Genomic DNA, 18606 nt, shown 5'->3' with positions numbered 1-18606 from the left:
ATGCTTCGACGGCTGGCCGCCGTGGCGCTGGGCTGCGCGATGATTCCCGCGCACGCCGCGGATCCCGCCGCCTTGTACAGCCAGCACTGCGCCGCCTGCCACGGCGCCGACCGCCTTGGCGGCATGGGCCCGGCGCTGCTGCCGGAAAGCCTGGAGCGGCTGCGCGCCGGCGAGCTCGACCGCGTGCTGCGCGATGGCCGCGCCGCCACGCAGATGGCCGGCTTCAGCGGCACGCTGGCCGAGGCTGACCTGCAGTCACTGGCGCGCTGGCTGCGCACCGCACCCGCTGCCGCGCCGCAATGGGACGACGGCGCGATCCGTGCCAGCCATATCGTCCACCAAGCACCCGGCAGCCTGCCGGCGCGGCCGGTGTTCAGCGCCGATCCGCGGAACCTGTTCGTGGTGGTCGAGGCCGGCACCCACCATATCACGGTGCTCGACGGCGACCGGCTGGCACCGGTCCATCGCTTTGCCACCCGCTTTGCGCTGCACGGCGGCCCCAAGTTCAGCCGCGACGGGCGTTATGTCTATATGGCCAGCCGCGACGGCTGGGTCAGCAAGTACGACCTGTGGAACCTGAGCTATGTGGCCGAGATCCGCGTCGGCCTGAACACGCGCAACGTCGCGGTCAGCGAGGACGGGCGCTGGGTGCTGGCCGGCAATACGCTGCCGCGCACGCTGGTGCTGCTTGATGCCGACGACCTGTCACTGGCGCGCGTCATCGATGTGAAGGGCTCGCGGGGCGAGCCGTCGCGCGTATCGGCCGTCTACGACGCCACGCCGCGCCACAGCTTTATCGCCGCGCTGAAGGACATTGCCGAGGTCTGGGAGATTCCGTATGCCGATGCCGCCGGCAAGCCGCTGCGCGCGCTGACGCCGCGTGTGATTGCGCTGGACGACGTGCTCGACGACTTTTTCTTCGACCCGCCCTACCGGCATATCCTCGGCGCATCGCGCGGCGGCGCGGGGCAGGTCATCGACCTGGATGCGGGCCGCAAGGTGGCGACGCTGGCGCTCGGCGGCATGCCGCACCTGGGCAGCGGCATTACGTGGAAGCGCAACGGGCGCGCGGTAATGGCCTCGCCCGACCTTGGCCACGGCCGCATCACGGTGATCGACATGCAGACCTGGCAGACCGTGGCCACGGTGCCGACCAACGGCCCGGGCTTTTTCCTGCGCAGCCATGAGAACACCCCCTACGCCTGGGCCGACGCGATGATGAGTCCGCAGCGCGACACGCTGCAGGTAATCGACAAGCAGACCCTGCAGGTCGTCGGCAGCGTCACGCCGAGCCCGGGCCGCACCGCCGCGCACGCCGAATTCACCCGCGACGGGCGCTACGTGCTGGTCAGCCTGATGGAGCGTGACGGCGCCATCGTGGTCTATGACGCGGCCACGCGGCAGGAAGTGAAGCGCATCCCGATGGACAAGCCCATCGGCAAGTACAACGTGTTCAACAAGACTACGCGCTCGGCCGGCACCAGCCATTGAAGCCTGGCGGCGCGCGGTTGCAGGAGTCCCACGCATGAACTCTCCCCTCAAGCCCGGCAAGGTCTGGCTGGTCGGCGTCGGCCCCGGCAGTGCCGACCTGGTCACGGTGCGCGCAATGCGCGCGCTGGCGGCCGCCGACGTGTGGCTGGTCGATGATCTGGTCGCGCCGGAGATGTCCTGCTATGCCCGCCCCGGGGCCCATGTCGAGTGGGTCGGCAAGCGCGGCGGGCGCTGCTCGGTCAGCCAGGCACGGATACAGCAGCTGACGCTGGAGCACGCGCTGGCTGGCCGCACCGTGGCGCGTGTCAAGGGCGGCGATCCGCTGCTGTTCGGGCGCGGCGGCGAAGAGGCAGCCTTCCTGCGCGCCCACGGCGTGCCGGTGGAAGCGGTCAACGGCATCAGCAGCGGCATGGCCGCCGCGCAGGCGCTTGGCATCGCGCTGACGCATCGTGCCCACTGCCACGGCGTAACCTTTGTCACCGCGCATACCAGCGCGCATGGCTCGCCCGACTGGCATGCGCTGGTGCGCGGCGGCACTACGCTGGTCATTTACATGGGCATGAGCCGCCTGGCCGCGATCCGCGACGGGCTGCTGGATGCCGGCATGCGTGCGGACATGCCGGCTGCGGTGGTGATGCATGCCGGCGGCGCAGGTGAGCGGGCGTGGACCGGGACGCTGCAGCGACTGGCGGAAGCGATCGATGCGGGGCTGGCGAGTCCGGCGGTGGTGTTGGTGGGGGGTATGTTGGGTGAGGCGGTCGAACACCAGTGCGTGGAGCGTAGCCGCCGCCCGCTGGTGAAGGGAGAACACCTTGCTTAGGCCAGCTCGTGCGGCTTTGGAGCACCCAAAGACGTTGGCTTCGTTTGGCACAGCGCGCCACTACTGCGCTCAGTAAGGCAACCCCACATAATTCTCCGCCAACGCCCGGCACGCCGCTTCCGATCCCACCAGGTAATCCAGCTCGGCCCGCTGCATGCGCAGTGAGAACGCATCCGCATCCGGGAACCGATGCAGCAGCGAAGTCATCCACCACGAAAAACGCTCGGCCTTCCAGATGCGGCGCAGGCAACGCGCCGAATAGGCCTCCAGCTCGCGCTTGTCGTCATGCCGGTAGGCGGCGGTCAGGCCATCGGCCAGCGTCAGCACGTCGCTGGCGGCGAGGTTCAGCCCCTTGGCGCCGGTGGGCGGCACGATATGCGCGGCATCGCCGGCCAGGAACAGGTTGCCCAAGCGCATCGGCTCGCAGACAAAGCTGCGCAGCGGCGCGATGCTCTTCTCGATGCTCGGTCCCGTCACCAGCGATTGCGCCGACTGCTGATCGAGGCGGCGGCGCAGTTCGTCCCAGAAGCGGTCGTCGGACCAGTCCTCGACCCGCTCGCTCGACGGCACCTGCACGTAGTAGCGGCTGCGCGTGAGCGAGCGCATGCTGCAGAGCGCAAAGCCGCGTTCGTGGCTGGCGTAGATCAGTTCGTCCGCCACCGGCGGCGTGTCCGACAAAATGCCGAGCCAGCCGAACGGATAGACGCGCTCGAACACTTGTGTGGCGGCGGTCGGCACGCTCTGGCGGCTGACGCCATGAAAGCCGTCGCAGCCGGCGATGTAGTCGCAGCGGATCTCGTGCGCCACGCCATCCTTGCGATAGCGGACCACCGGGCTGGCGCCGTCGAAGTCATGCAGGCTGACATCCTGCGCGTCGTAGACCGTCTGGACGCCGGCGGCCTGACGTGCCGCCATCAGGTCGCGCGTGACTTCGGTCTGGCCGTAGACGGTCACGCTGCGGCCGACCAGCGCGTGCAGGTCGATGCGATGCCGCTGGCCATCGAACGCAAGCTCGATGCCATCGTGCACCAGTCCTTCCTCATGCAGCCGCGCCGCCACGCCCGCGCGCTCCAGCGCATCGACGGTCACGCTCTCCAGGATGCCGGCGCGGATGCGCCCCAGCACATATTCCGGACTGCGTTGCTCGACGATGATGTTGTCGATACCCGCCCTGGCGAGCAACTGCCCGAGCAACAGGCCGGCGGGGCCGGCGCCGATGATGGCTACCTGGGTGCGCATGTCTTGTCTCCTTGTGCATATCGATTCGCTGGCGCTAACGATAGTCGCCGGAGGTTCGCCCAGGAATGGACAGACCGAACCAATGACAGGACAATCGGAACATTGCTGGTAAACACTGACGCCCCCCGTGAAAGCTGTCCCGACCTACTCCTTGTACGGCGTGAATTCATCCGAACCGCTGTCAGACCAGCTGCACTTCGAATCCATCGCCGCGCGCAGCCGCCTGCACGGGTGGGAAATCAAGCCCCACCGGCACGAACGGTTCCTGCAAATTCTGTACATCCATGCCGGTGGCGGAGAAGCCTTGCTGGAAGAGCGCCGCGAGCCGCTGCGCGGCGGCTCGCTGGTGACGATGCCGCCGCGGCACATCCACGGCTTTGTGTTTACGCCGGACACCGACGGCATGGTCGTCACGATGACAGACAGCCACCTGCGCACACTGCTGGCCGGCTTGCCGGATGCGTTGCCGCTGTTCGATCACCCGCGCCACGACCGCGTGCGGCGCGGCCATGCGCTGGCGGATGCGCTGGCGCTGTTTCGCGGGGAAATGGAAGCGGTGTCCGCCTGGCGCGGGGCGTCGCTGTCGGCGCTGCTGACGCTGGTGCTGATCGGCATTGCGCGGCTGGCCGACGCGTCGGCGCCGGCAGCCGCGCGCAGCAGCAGCCGGCCGGCGCGGCACTTCCAGCATTTCCAGCAGTTGCTCGAGGCGGACTATCGCGCGCAGAAGGAGATCGGCTACTACGCCGGCGCGATCGGCATCACGGCCACGCAGCTCAACCGCGTGTGCCGCCAGACCTCAGGGCAGTCGGCGCTGCAGATGATCCACGCGCGCGTGCTGGCCGAAGCGCAGCGCGACCTGCTTTTCAGCGACCTGGAAATCAAGCATATCGCCCTGTCGCTCGGATTCTCCGATGCGGCGTATTTCTCGCGCTTCTTCGCGCGGCTGGTGGGACAGGCGCCGACGGAGTTCCGGCAATCGGGGCGGGCGCGGCTGCCCGCTTTTGCGGTGCAGCCGGCCCGGGACGCGTCGGGCTGATTGCTCAGGCTGGTTTATCCATCTCGGCGAAGATTTCCTCGGCCATGTGGAATGCCGAGTTCGCCGCCGGCACACCGCAATAGATCGCGGTTTGCAGCAGCACTTCCTTGATCTCGTCGCGCGTCACGCCGTTGTTGGCCGCGGCGCGCAGGTGCAGCTTCAGCTCTTCCGACCGGTTCAGCGCCACCATCATGGCGATGGTCAGCAGGCTGCGCGTATGGCGCGGCAGGCCTTCGCGCGTCCAGATCTCGCCCCAGGCGTAGCGCGTGATCAGGTTCTGGAACTCTTCATTGAGCGGCGTCAGCCGCGCGAGCGAGCGGTCGACATGCGGGCTGCCGAGCACGTCGCGCCGTACCGACAGCCCGGCGTCATAGCGCGCGTGGTCGTCGGTCACCGGCAGGCGGCCCTGCACGAAATCGATCAGCGCCGCGGTGAAGCGGCCGGGCTGCTCGAAGCTGGAGATATGCGCCGCAGGCAGTTCGACGAAGCGCGCGCCGGGAATTGCGTCGGCCAGCGTGCGGCCCTCCTGCGCGCTGGTCGACGGATCGTGGCTGCCGGCGATTACCAGCACCGGCACCGTGATCGACGACACGGCCTCACGGAAGTCGGCATCGCGTACCGCCGCGCAATTGGCCGCATAACCGCGCGGATCGAGCCCCGCGAGCACGCCGCGCAGCCCATCCAGTGCGCGGTCCGCGGTGGCGGCAAACCCGGGCGTGAACCAACGCTCGACGGAAGGGGCGACCATCACCGACATGCCGTCGCGCAGCACGGTGTCGATGCGCGTGTTCCAGGCCTCGGCATTGCCGATCTTCGCGGCGGTGTTGGCCAGCACGATGCGGGAGAAGCGCTCGGGCGCATGGATGCCCAGCCACATGCCGGTGAGGCCGCCCATCGACAGGCCGCAGAACACGGCCTGCGTGATGTCCAGTGCGTCGAGGATGGCGATCACATCCTGGCCGAGCTGCTCGACGGTGAAGGCATCGCCGGGAGCTGTGGAGCGGCCGTGGCCGCGCGTGTCGTAGCGGACGACGCGGAAGCGGCCCGCCAACGCAGCGGCCTGCGGGTTCCACATGGTGTGGTCGGTGCCGAGCGAATTGGAGAAGATGATGGCGGGCGCAGAGTCGGGGCCTTCGACGGTGTAGAAGAGGCGGGCGCCGGCATGGTCTAGATAGGGCAAGGAACTCTCCTTGGATGTTGGGGTGTTGTGGTCAGCGGGCGGTCATCGGTGGGTGCGGAAGACAGGCCGGTGTTATGCGCATGCATTGGAGCTGGCTGCCACCCGTCGTGAACGCTCCCCTCTCCCGCGCAGTGGGAGAGGGAGTACACCGACGTGGAGCCAATGCCGCAGCCCTTGCGAGCGTCGCCAGATGCCTGCATTCGATGCTGCGGATTCAAGCCGCGGCCCTCGCCACCGCCTCCCGCCACGCCGCCACCGCGGCATCCGCAAACCGCGTCGACTGCCCCGCATGATTGCCCGGATCCGCCAGCCGGTCCAGCGCCGCCTCATCCAGCAATCCCGCATGTGCAGGATCTTCGCGCAGCGTCGCCACCAACGCATCGCGCAGGCGGGTGCCCTGCTCCACCGCGCGCCGCGATGCGTGCTCCACCACGTGGTGCGCCTGCAGCCGGCCGATCCTGCCGCCGAGCTCCAGCATCGCCGCCTCTCCGAGAATCAGCCCGTGCGTGAGATCGAGGTTGGCGCGCATGCGCGCCGCGTCGACTTGCAGCCCCGCCACCACCTCGCCCATCTGGCGCAGCGCGCCCGCGGCCAGTGTGACGATCTGCGGCAGCGTATCCCATTCCGCCTGCCAGCCGCCGAGCGCGCGCTCGTGTTCCTGCACCATGCCGGACAGCATGGTTGCCACCAGCGGCGGCACGCGCACCGCTGCCGTCAGCACCGCCGCGCAGCCGACCGGGTTGCGCTTGTGCGGCATCGTGCTGGAGCCGCCGCGGCCGGGGCCGGCGGGCTCGGCCACTTCGGCCACCTCGGTCTGCATCAACAGCGAGATATCGCGTGCCATCTTGCCGAGCGTGCCCGTCAGCATGCCGAGCGTGGTGGCCACCTCGACCATGCGGTCGCGGTGCGCATGCCACGGCAGCACGGGTGCGGCCAGGTCCAGCTCGCCTGCCAGCGCCGCCACCACGCCGGGCGCGGCATCGCCGAGGCTGGCAAGCGTGCCGGCGGCGCCGCCGAACTGCAGCGTACGGGCCTGCGCACGCGCGGCGTCAAGGCGGCCGAGATCGCGCCGCAGGGCGTCAAGCCAGCCGGCGGCCTTGCAACCGAAGGTGGTGGGCAGAGCATGCTGCAGCCAGGTGCGCGCCACCATCGCCGTGGCGCGATGCGCGGTCGCCAGCGCGGCGCAGGCTTCGCCCACGCGGAGCAGGTCGGCGTCGAGCGCGCGCAGCGCGTCGCCGAGCTGCAGCACCAGCGCAGTGTCGATGATGTCCTGGCTGGTGGCGCCCCAGTGGACGTAGCGCGCGGCCTCGGCATCGCGCGCGGCTACCGCGGCGGTCAGCTGTCTGACAAAGGGAATCGCGAGATTGCCGGCGGCGACCGCTGACTGTGCGAGCGCATCGAAGTCAATGACGCTGGCGTCACGGCAAACCTCGGAGATAACCGCCGCGGCAGCGGCCGGGATCACGCCGCATTGCGCTTGCGCGCGCGCAAGCGCGGCCTCCACGGCGAGCATGCGCTGCACGGTGCCGGCATCGGAGAAGATCTCCAGCACAGCCGGGCTGCCGAACATGGGGTCGGTGAGACGCGTAGAGCTTGGCATGGGGGCGAGGGGTTGCGTGTTGGCGTCGTGACATGGACGACGGCCTGTTCATTGGCCGTCCCCGCGCAGGCGGGGACCCAGTGTCTTCGGTGCCATGCTAGCGCAGTGAAAGACGCTGGGCTCCCGCTGTCGCGGGAGCGACGGGCTTGCCGGACAAACCCTCAGATATCGAAGAACACCGTCTCCTCCGGCCCTTGCAGCGCGATATCCCAGCGCAGCGTGCCGTTGCCGGCGTCGCTGGCCACCAGCGTGCCGCGCCGCTCGGCCGGCACCAGCGCCAGCACGGGATCGGCCGCATTGGCCGCGCTCTCGTCCGGGAAATACAGGCGCGTGGCGACATGCTTGACCAGCCCGCGCATGAACACCGACACCATGATGTGCGGCGCCTGCGGCCGGCCCTCCGCGCCGGGCACGCTGCCCGGCTTGACGGTGACGAAGCGGAACGAGCCGTCGGACTCCGTCGGCACGCGGCCGAAGCCGGTGAAGCCGGGCACCAGCGGCAGCTCGCGCGCGTCTTCAGGGTGGCGGTAGCGGCCGGCGGGGTTGGCCTGCCAGATCTCGACCATGCCGTCCGGCACGGGCTCCCCGTTGCCATCGGTGACGCGGCCTTCGATCACGATGCGCTGGCCGGCCAGTTCCGGCGCGCTGGCGGTCAGGTCGGCGCAGTTCAGGCCGCTCAGGCCGATATGGAGATAAGGGCCGACGGTCTGGGATGCGGTGGCGTAAAGCATGGTCTTACTCCATCGGCGTGGCATCGCGGCCACGCAGCACGATATCGAAACGGTAGCCGAGCGCGTATTCGGGCTGGGTCGTCTCCCAGTCCAGGCTGGCCACCAGCCGGTCGCGCGCCTTCTCGTCCGGCACGCAGTTGAAGATGGGATCGAACGGCAGCAGCGGATCGCCGGGGAAATACATCTGCGTCACCAGCCGCGTGGCATAGGCGTTGCCGAACAGCGAGAAGTGGATATGCTGCGGCCGCCAGGCATTGTGGTGGTTGCGCCAAGGATAGGCGCCGGGCCTGATGGTCTTGAACTGGTAACGCCCGCTGGCATCGGTAACGGTGCGGCCTTCGCCCGAGAAATGCGGGTCGAGCGGTGCGTCATGCTGGTCGCGCTTGTGCACGTAGCGGCCGGCGGCATTGGCCTGCCACACCTCGATCAGCGCGTTCGGCACCGGCCTGCCATTTTCGTCCAGCACACGGCCGGTCACGAGAATGCGCTCGCCGATGGGCTCGCCGCCGTTGCCGACGGTGAGGTCGTTATCGCCTTCGCGCACGAACCCGGCGCCGAAGGTGGGCCCGGTCACCTCGGACAGCGTCTGCTGCAGCGCAATCAGCGGCTGGTCCGGCGAGCGCTTCTGCGTCGAGGCATAGGGATCGATGCGGTACTCGGGCTGGGTGTCCCAGTAGGGACGGCGGTACTGGGCAAGTCGGGTCATTGCGCAGTCTCCTCTTCCTTGGAATGTGTGGGGATGGGCTTGACTTTAAGCAATACAGAAAGTCATGTAAATTAAGATTCTTGAGAATTACGATAACTTTTCGACATGAAAACCCCAGCCCCACCCGCGCCTGAAATCTTCCGCAACCGCGTGCGGCTGCGGCATCTCTATTGCTTCGTGGCCGTGTCGCAAACCCAGCACCTGGGCCGCGCCGCCGAGCGTCTGGGCCTGACGCAGCCGGCCGTCTCCAAGACGCTGAGCGAGCTGGAGGACCTGACCGGCACACGCCTGCTGGTGCGGCAGCGGGCCGGCACGGAGCTGACCACCGCCGGCACGCGCTTCCTGCGCCATGCGCTGCGCATCCTGGCGGATATCGATGCGGCGGCCGACAGCATGGCCGGCGCCGACATGCAGCCGCAGGAGCGGATCCGGCTGGGCGCCTTGCCGAGCATCGTGCCGGCGGTGCTGACCGATGCGCTGCTGCGCTTCCGCGCCGCGCATCCCGAGGTCGGTCTCGCCGTGCAGACCGGCATGAACCGCACCCTGATCGACCAGCTCAAGGCGGATGTGCTCGACCTTGTCATTGGCCGGATGGACGACCCGGTGGCCATGGAGAGCCTGTGGTTCGAATCGCTGGGGCCTGATTCGCTGGCCCTGGCGGTGCGCCCCGGCCATCCGCTGGCCGCCGCATCGCGGCCCACGCTGGTCGAAGCGCTGGCGTGGCCGCTGGTGATTCCGGCCGCCGGTTCGATCCCGCGCCACAACACCGAAAGCCTGCTGGCCCGGCACGGCCTGCCGCTGCCGGAGGGGTGCGTGGAAACCTCGGACGCCTACCTCGGCAGGCTGCTGGCGCGGCACAGCGACAGCGTGTGGGCGGCGCCGCTGTCCGCGGCCAGCCGCGCGGTAGCCGAAGGCGACCTCGTCACCCTGCCGATCGAGACGCAGGGCACCGAGGAACCGATCGGCCTGCTGCGGCATGGCGACCGCACGCTCTCGCCGATGGCCGAGGCGCTGGCAAACTGCATCCGCGCCGCGGCCCGGCCTGCCGCAGGTCAGTGACTGGCGATGCTTGCGCCGCGACTGACCGGTTCGGCGCCAGCCGCCCCGCGGCCGCTGCTGAAATGCTTCACCAGCAGTGCACCGGCGGCCAGGAATGCGGGCACGGCGAGCAGCGTAAAGATCGTGTCGAAGCCCAGATGCAGGCGCAGCAGCTCGGCACCGAGCAGCGCCCCGGTGATGCCGCCGAAGCGGCCGATGCCCAGCATCCACGCGACGCCGGTGGCACGGCCCTGCGTCGGGTAGAACGCCGCGGCCAGCGAAGGCATCGACGACTGGGCGCCGTTCATGGCGGTGCCGGCCAGGAAGATCAGCACGCCCAGCAGCACCTGGCTGCCGGTGCCCTGGCCCACCGCGTAGATCAGCGCGCCGGTGGCGGCATAGGTGATGGCAATGACCTTGTTCGGGTTGAAGCGGTCCATGAACCAGCCGGCCGCGATGGTGCCGATGCCGCCGCCGAGCGGGAACAGCGCCGTCAGGAATGACGCGTGCTGGATCGAGAAGCCCGCGTCCTTCATCAGTGTGGGCATCCAGCTGGTCAGCAGGTAGAAGATAACGAGGCCCATGAAGTAGGTAGACCACAGCATCGCCGAACCCAGCCGATAGCCGGGAGCCAGCACGGTGCCGATGGCGGAGCGGGTGGCGGGCGCCTGTTCGCCGATGCTGAATGCGTTCGCCGCGCCCACGTCCGCGCCGGTCACGCGCCGCAGCAACCGGCGGATCTGCTCGGCCGGATAGTGCCGCAGCACCATGTAGCGCACCGACTCCGGCAGCAGGAAGACCAGCAGGACCGCAAGCGCAAGCGGCACGATACCGCCGAGCAGCAGCACGCTCTGCCAGCCGAAGTGCGGAATCATCGCGGCAGCGACAAAGCCACCGGCCGCGGACCCGAGCGGAAAGCCGCAGAACATGGTGTTGACGAGCACGGCGCGGCGGCGTTGCGGCGCGAACTCCGAGGTCAGCGTCACGGCATTGGGCATGGCGGCGCCCAGCCCGAGGCCGGTCAGGAAGCGCAACACAGTCAGCCAGCCCAGCGTGGGCGCGAATGCGGTGGCGAGGCTGCAGGCGCCGAAGAAGAAGACGGACAGCACCAGCACCTTCTTGCGGCCGATGCGGTCGGCCATCGGGCCGGCAAAGATTGCGCCGAAGGCGAGCCCGAACAGAGCGGCGCTCATTACGGGTCCGAGCGCGGATTTTTCGATGCCCCATTCCTGCACCAGCGCCGGCGCGATATAGCCGATGGCCGCGGTATCGAAGCCGTCAACGGCAACCACCAGGAAGCACAGGATAAGAATGAGCCACTGGTAACCAGTGAACCGCTGTCCGTCGATCAGGGCCTGGACGTCCACGACGCCGGCCTTGGCTTGGGTAGATTCGGGCAATGTTGTCTCCGTCTGCCTGGGACATCGCGCGAGCTGCCATGGTGGCAGGGCGCGATGCACTTGTTCTATTAGCGAACTGCTGTTCTCTAAATGAACGAATCTTAGGCAACGGGCATTGTGGGCCAGAATTAGCGTTAACCCGGCAGAAAATGGGGGAGCGGTAAGTCCGGATTGACCACGGTCCGGTCGGTATCTCGCAGCTTATTCACTGAAAAGAGCAATGCTCGATGTTATCCACCAACAACAGGCATAGATGTGAAATTTTTCACCACCCTTGCGTGTATCGATAACAAAATTTCATAAAAAAACCGCCAAGTGTCAATTTACATTCCGAAATCCCTGGAAACCCCCGGGCTAGTCTCCCGCATGGCCAGGAATCAATGCGTCGACATGGCAGTCCAACGCGTCAGGGCGTCATGCACGCCCTGCCAACCCGACGGCCACGAAATCGCTCCCCTCTCATGCAACGCGTGCTCCTCCTCCTCGGCGCCCTGCTGCTGGCCGCCGGCGCCGCCTGGCCCTGGCTGTCGAAGCTGCCGTGGGACCGGCTGAGCCTTGGCCGGCTGCCTGGCGACATCCATATCGTCCGTGAGGGCTTCAGCTTCTATTTGCCGATCACCACCTGCATCCTGTTGTCAGTCGTAGTGTCCGTGGTGATCTGGCTCATCCGGCGCTGAACCGCCGGCGCGGTCAGGCCGGCACCACGCCCGCCTCCTCGGTCCGGAACACCGCCATCGCCCGCTGCATCTGCAGCGCCTGTTCCTGCAGCGACTGCGCCGCGGCCGCGGCCTCTTCCACCAGCGCGGCGTTCTGCTGCGTGACCTGGTCCATTTGCGCAACGGCCTGGTTGACCTGGGCGATGCCGGTGCTCTGCTCGCGCGAAGCGTGGCTGATCTCATCCATCATCGCCGTCACCCGTCCGATCGCGGCTACTGTGTTTTCCATGGTCGCGGCCACGTCCAGCGCCAGCGTATTGCCGGCGGCCACGCGTTGCGCCGACTGCGAGATCAGCGCGCGGATCTCCTTGGCCGAGTTGCCGGCGCGTTGCGCCAGCCCGCGCACCTCGGTCGCGACCACGGCGAAGCCGCGGCCGGCCTCGCCCGCGCGCGCCGCTTCCACTGCTGCGTTCAACGCCAGGATATTGGTCTGGAAGGCGATGCCGTCGATCACCGCGATGATGTCGACGATGCGGCGCGAATCGGCCTCGATCTGCTGCATGGTCTGCTGCATCCGGCCGACTGCCTCGCCGCCGGCCAGCGCAATGCCGGAGGCCTCGCGCGCCAGGTCGCTGGCCTGTCCCGCGCTCCCGGCGTTCTGCTGCACGGTGGCGGTGAGCTGCTCCATGCTGGCCGCGGTCTGCTCCAGCGACGAGGCCTGCTGCTCGGTGCGCTGCGACAGGTCGATATTGCCCTGTGCGATATCCCCCGCCGCCGCCAGCACGTTATGCGCGCCGGCCTTGGTATCCCCGATCAGCGCGCGCCAGCGCTCCACCAGCGACAGCAGATGCCGCTTGACCTCGCTGAACTCGTCGCGCCCGCGCACAGCCATGCGCAGGCTGAGATCGCCCGCGTTGATGCGCTCGACCATGCCGGCCACCTCGCGCACGTCATTGCGCATGCCGCGGCTGAAGCCGATGAACAGGTAGAACGCGAGCGCCAGCGTCACCAGCGCAACGCCGGCCAGCAGCGCGAACTGCCGCTGCTGCGCGGCACTGCGCTGCGCCAGCATCGCGCCGGCGATGGCGGAGAACTCCTTGTTGGCGGCCAGCACCCCGTTGACCGCCGCCGTGGCTTCATCGAAATACGCCTTGGCTTCGATATCGATGCCGCTGGCGCCGAGCATGCGCACCTTGAGCGTGCGGGAGAAGTTGTCCATCGCCGCCAGCTTGGCCAGCGCCGCATCGACCTGCGGCTGGTGGCCGGGCGCACTGCGGCTTACCCGGCCGATATCGCGCCGCACCGCGTCCAGGCCCTCACGGATCTGCTCGGCCAGCGCGCCCAGGTCGGCCTGCTGCGCGGCATCGGCATAACCGCCCCGCGCGATGATGCCGGCGCCGCGGCCGCGCGCCAGGGCGCTCTGCTCGGCCAGCCGGGGCATGGGGCCGACCAGCAGGTTGATCAGGTAATAGGAGGCGGCCTCGCCGTCCAGTGCCAGTTCGGAGCGGTCGGCCACGTCGGCGACGAAGCGCTGCGTCTGCCTGACCAGCGCGCTGTGCCGCTCGAACAGCGGCCCGGCCGTGGTGTTCAGGCCGAGCGCGCGGATCTGCTGCCAGTCCTGCTCCAGCTTGCGCACGCTGCTATCGAGGCCGAAGTCCGGATTGTCCGCGGCGGCGCGGACAAGTTGGGCGAGATTGGCGGCGGCGTTGTTGTCCGCACCATCAAAGGTGGGACGGAAGCTCGCATTGCCTGCCAGCACCGCATTGGCGGCGCCGCGCCGCACCTGGGTCTCGCGCATGAAATCGAGCGCATGGCCGACGATGGCCAGGCCGCGCATTTCGCTGTCGGTGGCACGCAGCGCGTGGGCCGACGCGCTCAGCACCACATACATCGCGCCGCACAGCGGCACGAGGAACAGCACCGCGATCAGCGTCAGCTTCTGGTTGATATTGAGGCGCGCCATCAGGCGCTCGGCGGGACGGAGGAAGGAGGTCATGGGGCTCGATGGAACGGGGTGGTTCCCCGTCCTATCGGCCGTGTTTCAATGGGCTGAAGGGCGTTTGGCGCGCGGCTGGCAAAGTCTTTGATGATGCGCAAAGCGGGTGCACGAAATGCCCTCTGGCGGGGCGAAATGCACGGCTCTGGGGCGCAGATTCCGCGTATTTCTCCAGCCCCGTGCACGCGTCAGTTTGCGCGCGGGTGCGCCAGAAAGAATCGCATCATCTCGGCACTGGCGTCGGGCCCTTTCGGATCGGTGTAGCTGCCGCGGCCGCTGCCGCCCGACCACGCATGGCCCGCGCCGTGGATCACCCAGTACTCGGCGTCGATGCCGGCGGGCGTCCTGATCGTATGCCGCGTGTAGTCGTGGCCCGCGCGCGCGGTCTGGCGCTGCTTCTCCCTGCGCGCCTCGCCTTGCTCGAACGGCGCCACCAGCTTGCTGCCATTGGACGGGTGCACGGTCTTGTCGGCATCGCCATGGAACACGATCACCGGCCTGGCCGGCGGCAGCGGCTGCGCACTGCCGCCCTTCGACATGCCGATGCCCTTGCCGCCCCGCATCGCGCCCAGCGCCGACGGCAGGTCGTGCGCGCTGCCCGCGGGCAGGCCCGAATGGATGCCCGCTGCCGCGAACAGGCCCGGATAGCGCTGGATCAGCACGGCCGCCATCGCGCCGCCCGCAGACATGCCGGCCACGTAGACGCGCCTGGGGTCGATGCCGTGGACGGCGATCACCTCGCGCGTCATGCCGGCAATCAATGACGGCTCGCCGCGGTCCGCGTGCTGGTCGCCAGGCCGGAACCAGTTCCAGCATTTCGACGGGTTGGCGTCTGTCGGCTGGATCGGGTACAGCACGGCGAAGCCGTTCTGTTCGGCCAGTTCGTTCATGCGGGTGCCGGCGGCGAAGTCGTCGGCGTCCTGCGTGCAGCCATGCAGCATCACGACCAGGGGCATCGGCTGTGCACCCCTGGCGAGGGGGATATAGAGCTTGTATGCGCGGCTGCCGGCCTGGTTGGTGTAGGTGCGCTGGGTGAAGTGCCCGGGCTCGGCGCGGACCGTGGCAGGCGCGGGCTGGGATGCCGGCGCACTGGCGGGCGCGCGCGCGGCGGTGCGTTCCGCGACCACATCGGTGCTGCGGGTCCGCATCACCGCGCCGTTATGGGTCAGCAGGCGTTCGACCACCTGCGCCGGCATCGGCGCCGCCGCGGCGGCAGGCTGCACGAACGCTGAGGTGTGCTGGCGCAGCGCGCGCTGGATGGCCTCAGTGGCTTCCATCGGGCCTGCGGTCTGCAGGAGCTGCATGGCCTCGTGCATCGAAGCGAGGAAGGCGTCGTTCATTTTCATCGTTGTTTCCTGCAAACCTGGCGAACCAGGTGCGGCGAGATTGCCGCGAACTACCGTATGCGGCCGGCCAGTGCAGCCTTGACTGCGGCCGGCGCGTGAAAGGCGCCCAGTACCACGACGGACTCGATGGTCGCCAGCGCAAGCTCCGGACTGACATCGGCGGCAATACTCGCGAGGCCGAGCACATGGATCTGCAGCCGTTCATTGGCGGCGCGCGCCGCTTCCAGGTCCTGTCTGGTGAAGTGCTGCAGCCCGAGCACTAGGGCCCGGCGGCTCACCGTTTCCTGGATGACCACCGCGTGGGCGGCGAGCTGGTTGCGGATCGCCGTGCGGATCAGGTCGGTGCGGTTCGAATAAAAGCCCTCTTCGACCAGCAGGTCGATCTGGCCCAGGTCGATCGGCCCGAGGTTGATGGTGATTTTTTCGGTGTCACCCGCCCTGGGTCGTGTGATCGGGAGTGCAGCGGCGCGAGTCTGAGCGTTCATGGGTTAGGTGAGAGCGTTGGAGGTAAAGCACTGGGCAACATCCATATGCCATCCGCTTACCATCCATGTACCATCCATATGGATGGATGACTTATAGGTGAAGGCCAGCGCATCGTCAAGGCAACAATGCAAGATGTGACCGATGGGTGCCGCGCGCGGGACTTGCGGCGCACAAACGTGCCCTGTCGGCGACAAGCTGACGCTGCGCGCATGTCGGGGCAGGCCCGCCTTGCTGGTTCCGCAGGGTGGGGCGTTCAGAGTTGGGGGCTGATCAGCGTCGCCATCCGGTCGCGCAGCTTTTCCGTCCACGGACGGTTGGCCCACTGTTCGTAGCTGACGGGGCGTGACTGTTTCAGGTCGTCCTCGAAGATCCGGGTCTGCTCGGCGGCAAAGCCGGCATCCAGGATGTTGAGCGTGGCTTCGTCGTTGAGGCGGAAGGAGCGGTTGTCGAAATTGGTCGAGCCGACCGACACCAGCAGCCCATCCACGATCAGCACCTTGCAGTGATACATGGTGGGCGCGTACTCCGCGATCAGCGCGCCCGCCTTGAGCAACGGGCCCCAGCCGCCGCGCGAGGCCGAGCGCACGGTTTCCGAATCGATATGCTCGCCCGGCACGATGATGCGCAGCCTGACGCCTCTTGCCAAAGCCGCCAGCAAGGCCTTTTCCGTCAGCTCGTCCGGCACGAAGTAGGCGGCTGACAGGTCGATGGTCTGGCTGGCCGCGGTAATGGCAAGGTGGTACATCAGCGCCATGCTCTCGCTGCCGCCGGTGGGCGAGCTGCTGAACATCTGGGCACGGCCGGTGCCGACCGGCGGCAGCTCGGGAAAGTAGTCGGGGCCATGCGGCACCGCGCCGCTGATCTTGATCCAGTTATCAAGGAAGACCGATTGCATCTGGCCCACCACGGGCCCTTCCACCTGGAAATGCGTATCGCGCCAGTGATCGGGGTCCTGCGCATGGCCGGTCCATTCCGGCGCGATGCCCACGCCGCCGGTAAAGCCGATGGCGCCGTCGATCAGCAACAGCTTGCGGTGCGTGCGGTTATTGAGCTTGCCGATGGTGTACCAGCGCACCGGGTGATACCGGCGCACGTCGACGCCGGCGCGGCTCATGATGTCCAGCACGGACTTGTCGATCCTGGAACTGCCGACCGCATCCAGCAAGACCTGCACCTTGACGCCGGCCTGCGCGCGCTCGGCCAGCGCCTGGGCGAACTCGTTGCCGATGTCGCCGGACCAGTAGATATAGGACTCGAAGTTGATGTTCTTTTTCGCGGCGCGGATCGCGCCCAGCATCGCGGGGAAGATCTCGTCGCCATTGCGCAGCACGCGGTAACGGTTGCCGTCCACCACCGGCGGGCCGAGCAACACGCCCAGTTCGCGCGCGAACTGCGGGTCGGCCAGGCTGTAAAGCCGATCCAGGCGGCGCTCGATGCGCTTCTCGCCGCCGATCAGATTGTAGGCAACGATGCCCGCGAGGGCGCCCAGCAGAACGATGGCAAACGCGAGCATGCGGCCTCTTGTCCGTACCTTTGTGCGTAAGCTCGGGAAAGCGCGGCGGCGGATCACTCAAGCACCTTGATGTCTGGCCCCAGGGGTTCACCGGCAAACTGGCGACCGCTAAAGGATACCGGTCTTTTTCCCGTATCGGTCTGTCCGCAATCCCTTGCGTTGTGGGCAGGGCCGCATGGTTCCACCGACGGGCCCTAACATTCAGCGGGCGGCCGGGCGGCGCGGCCGGCCCCGCCTTGGCGCGGGCAGGTCGAACATGCCGAGGCGCGGTATCGCCTGTCGCACCGCATCGAGAAAGAACCTCAGCTTGGCCGGGTAGAAGCGCGCATAGGGGTAGACCAGGTACATCGGCAGCGGATCGGCCTGCCAGTCCGGCAACAGGTGCAGCAGCTCGCCGCGCGCGATGTCTTCGGTGAAGATCCACGACGAGCCCACGCCGACGCCCAGCCCCAGCCGGGTGGCGGAGCGCAGCGCATACAGGCTGTCGGTACTGACGCGCGGGCGGAAGGCAACCCTGCGGTGCTCGCCGCTGGCCGGGTTCGACAACTCGATCTCGTCGCGATAGAAGGTGCGCAGCGCCAGCCACGGCAGATCTTCCAGGTCTTCGGGACGGCGCGGCAGCGGCCGGTCCGCAAACAGCGACGGCGCGGCGATGACCGCGCGCGGCACCTCGGCCAGCCGCACCGCGACCACGCCCGGCTCATGCACCTCCCCAACACGGATCGCGCAATCGATCGCCTCGGCGATGAAATCCGGGCTGCGGTCGTGCAGCAGCCATTCCACCGAGACCTTGCGGTACTGCCGGAGATAGTCGGCCAGCGGCCCGATCAGGAATTCCTGGCCGAAGGCATGCGGCACCAGCACCCGCAGCGTGCCCTCGGGCTCGTACCCGACGCCACGCAGGTCGGCCTCGAGCGTCGCCCAGTCGGCCACCAGTTCCTTGGCGCGTTCGAAACAGCGCTCGCCGTCCTCGGTCAGGTTCATGGCATGCGTGGACCGTTGCAGCAGCCGCACGCCGAGCAGCCGCTCCAGCGTCTGCAGGCGCCGGCTGATGGTGGGCTGCGTGGTGTGCATCTGCGCCGCGGCCATCGACAGGCTGCCGGATTCGACGATGCGCACGAAGGTCTGCATCAGTTCGATGCGGTCGGCCGTGGTGCCCACGGCCTGGCTGGGCGGCGTGCGCCGTGGTGTTGCCGATGGCGGGGACGCCGGCTGGCGCTTCATACGTGCCTCGTATAGCCATTGTTCATGGCAGACGTCTACCAGAAAGGGGCTGGCTGGACAACACTTCGGTCCAAGCCAACGTGCCTGCCCAAGGAAACAACAACATGTCCGCCCGCCCCCCCGGGGCCGGGGGGGGGGGCGCGC

At 68.1% G+C, this 18606-nt stretch carries 16 protein-coding genes; 5 read left to right on the top strand and 11 right to left on the bottom strand.

Annotated features, from left to right (window positions below; all coding sequences use genetic code 11):
• Positions 1-1491, top strand: a complete 1491-nt coding sequence (locus AB1I47_RS25045) for a cytochrome D1 domain-containing protein (protein WP_407935908.1) — start codon at positions 1-3, stop codon at positions 1489-1491.
• A 34-nt stretch (positions 1492-1525) separates the two neighbouring features.
• Entirely contained in the window at positions 1526-2311 is a 786-nt protein-coding gene (gene cobA / locus AB1I47_RS25040; protein WP_354686403.1) for a uroporphyrinogen-III C-methyltransferase, read from the top strand.
• Between the two features lie 69 nt (positions 2312-2380).
• Here cobA and pobA read toward each other — a convergent pair whose 3' ends face one another.
• Positions 2381-3550, bottom strand: a complete 1170-nt coding sequence (pobA, locus tag AB1I47_RS25035) for a 4-hydroxybenzoate 3-monooxygenase (protein WP_354686402.1) — start codon at positions 3548-3550, stop codon at positions 2381-2383.
• 127 nt (positions 3551-3677) lie between these two features.
• On the opposite strand from pobA, the gene AB1I47_RS25030 reads away from it, so the two are divergent.
• Entirely contained in the window at positions 3678-4586 is a 909-nt protein-coding gene (locus tag AB1I47_RS25030; protein ID WP_354686401.1) for a helix-turn-helix domain-containing protein, read from the top strand.
• Positions 4587-4590: 4 nt separating this feature from the next.
• Here the strand turns inward: AB1I47_RS25030 and pcaDC are convergent, their stop codons facing one another.
• From pcaDC to pcaH, 4 genes are all read right to left on the bottom strand, one after another.
• Positions 4591-5766: a bifunctional 3-oxoadipate enol-lactonase/4-carboxymuconolactone decarboxylase PcaDC gene (gene pcaDC / locus AB1I47_RS25025; RefSeq protein ID WP_354686400.1), complete on the bottom strand. Its 1176-nt coding sequence runs from the start codon at positions 5764-5766 to the stop codon at positions 4591-4593.
• Between the two features lie 214 nt (positions 5767-5980).
• Positions 5981-7366, bottom strand: a complete 1386-nt coding sequence (locus AB1I47_RS25020; RefSeq protein ID WP_354686399.1) for a 3-carboxy-cis,cis-muconate cycloisomerase — start codon at positions 7364-7366, stop codon at positions 5981-5983.
• Between the two features lie 161 nt (positions 7367-7527).
• Entirely contained in the window at positions 7528-8097 is a 570-nt protein-coding gene (gene pcaG / locus AB1I47_RS25015; protein WP_354686398.1) for a protocatechuate 3,4-dioxygenase subunit alpha, read from the bottom strand.
• A gap of 4 nt (positions 8098-8101) precedes the next feature.
• Positions 8102-8803 (bottom strand): protocatechuate 3,4-dioxygenase subunit beta, encoded by a 702-nt coding sequence (gene pcaH / locus AB1I47_RS25010; protein ID WP_354686397.1) that lies wholly within the window; start codon positions 8801-8803, stop codon positions 8102-8104.
• A 105-nt stretch (positions 8804-8908) separates the two neighbouring features.
• Between pcaH and AB1I47_RS25005 the strand changes: the two genes are divergently transcribed.
• Positions 8909-9862: a LysR substrate-binding domain-containing protein gene (locus AB1I47_RS25005; protein WP_354686396.1), complete on the top strand. Its 954-nt coding sequence runs from the start codon at positions 8909-8911 to the stop codon at positions 9860-9862.
• Here AB1I47_RS25005 and AB1I47_RS25000 read toward each other — a convergent pair.
• Entirely contained in the window at positions 9856-11241 is a 1386-nt protein-coding gene (locus AB1I47_RS25000) for an MFS transporter (RefSeq protein ID WP_354686395.1), read from the bottom strand. The genes AB1I47_RS25005 and AB1I47_RS25000 overlap by 7 nt on opposite strands.
• A 461-nt stretch (positions 11242-11702) precedes the next feature.
• Between AB1I47_RS25000 and AB1I47_RS24995 the strand changes: the two genes are divergently transcribed.
• Complete coding sequence (locus tag AB1I47_RS24995; protein WP_354686394.1) at positions 11703-11918, top strand: DUF2905 domain-containing protein; 216 nt, start codon at positions 11703-11705, stop codon at positions 11916-11918.
• Between the two features lie 13 nt (positions 11919-11931).
• Here the strand turns inward: AB1I47_RS24995 and AB1I47_RS24990 are convergent, their stop codons facing one another.
• The 5 genes from AB1I47_RS24990 to AB1I47_RS24970 all read right to left on the bottom strand — a co-directional run bounded on the left by AB1I47_RS24990 (position 11932) and on the right by AB1I47_RS24970 (position 18462).
• Positions 11932-13893 (bottom strand): methyl-accepting chemotaxis protein, encoded by a 1962-nt coding sequence (locus tag AB1I47_RS24990; RefSeq protein WP_354686393.1) that lies wholly within the window; start codon positions 13891-13893, stop codon positions 11932-11934.
• Positions 13894-14081: 188 nt separating this feature from the next.
• Complete coding sequence (locus AB1I47_RS24985; protein ID WP_354686392.1) at positions 14082-15239, bottom strand: extracellular catalytic domain type 1 short-chain-length polyhydroxyalkanoate depolymerase; 1158 nt, start codon at positions 15237-15239, stop codon at positions 14082-14084.
• Between the two features lie 50 nt (positions 15240-15289).
• The gene (locus tag AB1I47_RS24980) at positions 15290-15724 is read right to left on the bottom strand and encodes a CopG family transcriptional regulator (RefSeq protein ID WP_354686391.1); all 435 of its coding nucleotides are present in this window, start codon (positions 15722-15724) and stop codon (positions 15290-15292) included.
• 254 nt (positions 15725-15978) lie between these two features.
• On the bottom strand, positions 15979-17238 hold the full coding sequence (locus AB1I47_RS24975; protein ID WP_354686390.1) for a phospholipase D-like domain-containing protein: 1260 nt from the start codon (positions 17236-17238) through the stop codon (positions 15979-15981).
• 201 nt (positions 17239-17439) lie between these two features.
• On the bottom strand, positions 17440-18462 hold the full coding sequence (locus tag AB1I47_RS24970) for a LysR family transcriptional regulator (RefSeq protein WP_354686389.1): 1023 nt from the start codon (positions 18460-18462) through the stop codon (positions 17440-17442).
• Between the last annotated feature and the right edge of the window lie 144 nt (positions 18463-18606).

This window comes from Cupriavidus necator, assembly GCF_040578825.1.
GTDB lineage: Bacteria > Pseudomonadota > Gammaproteobacteria > Burkholderiales > Burkholderiaceae > Cupriavidus > Cupriavidus necator_E.
The sequence above is the reverse complement of the archived record's forward strand: the minus strand, read 5'-3'. Positions and strand labels throughout refer to the sequence as shown.